This window comes from Tritonibacter scottomollicae (genome assembly GCF_003003215.1).
Lineage (GTDB): Bacteria > Pseudomonadota > Alphaproteobacteria > Rhodobacterales > Rhodobacteraceae > Epibacterium > Epibacterium scottomollicae.
On record NZ_PVUF01000055.1, the window covers coordinates 1 to 3,322 of the forward strand.

Consider the following 3,322-nt stretch of genomic DNA (forward strand, 5'->3'; position numbering starts at 1 on the left):
CACAGTCGTCAGACGCCCGAGCCGGGCGTCCTGCGTAAATACATTCATAAAACACAACCCCAGAAGTTGAGCGGGAGCATATCTGTCTCGCCTCAGGGATCAAGGGCGGCAAATCCCTACCGGTGGGGAAAATCCCAACGGTGCAATCACATCGGAGTGAATGTTCGACGTCGCTGAGGCCGAGTTGAATGTCCGCGCTCGGAGAGTCTTTCGCGCTTGCAGCAAAGGTATCGCTGCACCTTGCATGCATGTCGCATTCGGGCTGGCTACGGTCATCGATGCGGGTATCAGCACTAGCGGTTCCGTCCCAGACCTATGAATTCAGTTTTCAATATTGTATGACCGCAACACGGAGGCGGGGCTGATGGCCCCGCCGCTTTTGTTTTGTGAGCCAGCGGGATTTGGACAAACCAAACGCCCCTGGCCGTCAGTTAGAGGGCGCTGCCCTCCCCCTCCCGCGTTCGCCACGTGGCAGATCAGCAGGAACAGGCGGCTTCGCCGACTGAACCTGCAAATCAGCCCTGATTTTCCGAATGGAAGGTCAGATCAACGCAACAAGCCACACGGCAAAAACAGCGGATTGGGTCAGTTTATGACGCCTAGGTCAATTTCGTCTGACGTTCAACAAAGGGGTGTGGAACGTCGAATACCTATGCCCCAACCTTCGGCCAAAACATAAGGAAACTGCAAGACCGCGTCTTTCAATTATGACCCAAACGTCAAGCATTTCTACCCCAGAAGATCGCGCCTGTCGATAAGCTCGGGTCAAGGCTCAAGGAAGCTAAGGCCCTTTGGCTTTCTTCAGCGCAATGCGCTGGCCGAAACGACCCAGTCCGCGAGAACCTTCATTCGCTGCGATTGCAGAATTGATTTAGGGCAGAGGTCAACATCACGGCGCGGTCATTTTCCTAACGTTTTGAGGCTCAAATGAACTCTTCATTTTGCGGGCACAGTTCATTCAGCGTAGAGTGGCTCAATGATCCAAGACAGTGTAACCCGACCTCGACCGATCCTGTGGAGCTTTCGCCGCTGCCCGTATGCAATGCGGGCGCGAATGGCAGTGTTGAGCGCGGATCTCGCGGTAGAGCTGCGCGAAATCAAACTGAAAGATAAGCCGCAGGCGTTTCTTGCGGCCTCACCTTCGGCCACGGTGCCCAATTTGCAAGCAGGTGATCTGAACTTTGATGAGAGCCTCGACATCATGCGATGGGCCCTTGATCAGAGTGACCCGCATGGGCTGCTGAACATGCCCAGTATCGGCGAAACCCTGATCGCACAGAACGATGGGCCCTTCAAAACCGCTCTTGATCATACAAAATACGCGACCCGCTACCCTGATCTGAATCCGCAATCGGAACGGGCGCAAGCGTCTGACTTTATTCACTCTCTTGATACGCGACTGGCGAAGCATCCTTTTTTAACGGGCGACCGACCCACACTTGCCGATATTGCGATCTTTCCATTTGTGAGGCAGTTCGCCCACATCGACCGCGCTTGGTTTGACGCGCAGTCGTGGCCCAATGTGATCTCTTGGCTGGACGGTTTCCTTCAGAGCGCCGACTTTCAGACGGCCATGGCAAAAATCTCTGTTTGGGAAGAAGGCGCGCGCCCTTATCTTTTCGGCCAAGTGGCTGAGTAGACCGGAAAATGGCAGGAAAATCCCTCAACAAGAAGAACTTGGAAGCCTTGGGCGCTGAAACACTGGCCGAGCTTCTTATGGAGGCCGTCAAAGGCGATGCGGCCCGGCAGCGGCGGGTGCGAATGGCATTGTCCTCAGAACAAAGCCCGAAAGAGGCTGCTGCTGACATCCGCAAGCGGCTGGCGCAAATCCGGCGTGCCAAAAGCTGGATCTCCACGCGCGCACAGCGCACATTGGCCAAAGAACTCAATGGCTTGATTGACATCATTTTGAATCGCGTCGCGTCTGGGGATGTGGACCTTGGCTTTGATCTGCTCTGGTCTCTCTTGCACCTCGCCCCCGATATTCACGCCCGGACCGACGACAGCAACGGCACGATCGGCGATGTCATGGATGCTGCGATGGACGCGATCCAAACCCTCGCCCCACGTCTTGATCGCGACGCCGAGCAGCTTGCGGATCAAGTGTTCGAGGCGCTCCAAGACAACAGCTATGGCGAATTCGACGGCATTATCCCTGCGCTGTCGCAGGCGTTGGGCGATCAGGGTTTGACCGCGCTCAGGGTTCGTGCGGAAACGGCAATGGATGCGCCTGTCACCGTGGACGAGACCGAGGATTGCGGGATCTTTATGAGCGCCGAACGCCGCCTTGAAATGGTAAAGGACAACAAGGACAGAACGCTCAGGATGATCCTGTCGGACATTGCCGATGCCCAAGGCGATGTGGACGCGTGGCTGTCACAATATAGCGCCCGGCAGCTGACATATCACACCATTGCACCGGATGCAGCGCGGCGGCTCTTGCAGGCGGGCCGCGCCGAAGACGCCCTGCGGATTATGGAAAGCTGCATCGCCTCTGAGCAGGACAAAGACCGCGCCTTTGATACGCCCAAGGTCGACAGCGCCCATTTCGCCTGCCTCGAGGCCTTGGGCAAAGAGGGCGCTCTGCGCAGCGCCATGTGGTCCCGATTTGAAACAAGGCTTTGCGCGGAAACCTTGCGCCGCTACCTTTCTCGCCTGCCCGATTTCGACGATGATGAGGCGTTAGAGGACGCCCGCACCCATGCGCGCACCCATCCCGATCTGCTCCAAGGGCTCATCTTCTGTATGAGTTGGCCCGATCCAGGGCTTGCCGCAGATATGATACTGTCACGTCACGCAGAACTGGATGGCGATAGCTACGAACTCCTTACCCCGACAGCCGAGTTGCTCAAGGCCGAGCATCCCCTGGCTGCTACACTGGTTTGGAGGTCGATGATCACCTTCGCCCTGCAAAACAACCGTACCAAACGCTATCGCCATGCTGCGCGTCACCTCGCCTCCTGCGCCCAGGCTGATATGGCGGTAGCGGATTACGCCACCTTTCAAAGCCATGAGGCTTTTGTCGACGATCTACGCCGCAAACATCCACGCAAACACGCATTCTGGGATAAGGTCGAACAACAGGGCCGGATCGAATAGGCGCATGGGAAGGTGGCTTTCCGCCCACTCCGGACCTTCGAGAGGTTCGGCCTTGCTGCGGCGCAGCTTCCCCGAACCGGCCCTTCATGACATCGTGCAGCGAAATCGGAAGGTCGGAGGTCTGCTGAGCGGATGGGGTGGATGGCTCCTGCATCAACCGGCGTGGCAATGCACCATAGTGCAGTTGCTATGAACTGCTTTTGAGAGGAGCCACCCGATGCAG

At 57.1% G+C, this 3,322-nt stretch carries 2 protein-coding genes; both read left to right on the top strand.

Going from position 1 to position 3,322, the window contains the following annotated elements; genetic code table 11:
• Positions 1 to 976: 976 nt before the first annotated feature.
• Positions 977 to 1,639 carry a glutathione S-transferase gene (locus tag CLV89_RS22155; protein WP_106165739.1) on the top strand — a complete coding sequence of 221 codons (663 nt, stop codon included), beginning with the start codon at positions 977 to 979 and terminating at the stop codon, positions 1,637 to 1,639.
• 8 nt (positions 1,640 to 1,647) lie between these two features.
• The gene (locus CLV89_RS22160; RefSeq protein WP_106165740.1) at positions 1,648 to 3,099 is read left to right on the top strand and encodes a DUF6880 family protein; all 1,452 of its coding nucleotides are present in this window, start codon (positions 1,648 to 1,650) and stop codon (positions 3,097 to 3,099) included.
• The last annotated feature ends 223 nt before the right edge of the window (positions 3,100 to 3,322 follow it).

Excerpts from the sequence above, each read along its gene's own strand:
- CLV89_RS22155 (WP_106165739.1), top strand. The coding sequence starts at position 977 with ATGATCCAAGACAGTGTAACCCGACCTCGACCGATCCTGTGGAGCTTT.
- CLV89_RS22160 (WP_106165740.1), top strand. The coding sequence starts at position 1,648 with ATGGCAGGAAAATCCCTCAACAAGAAGAACTTGGAAGCCTTGGGCGCT.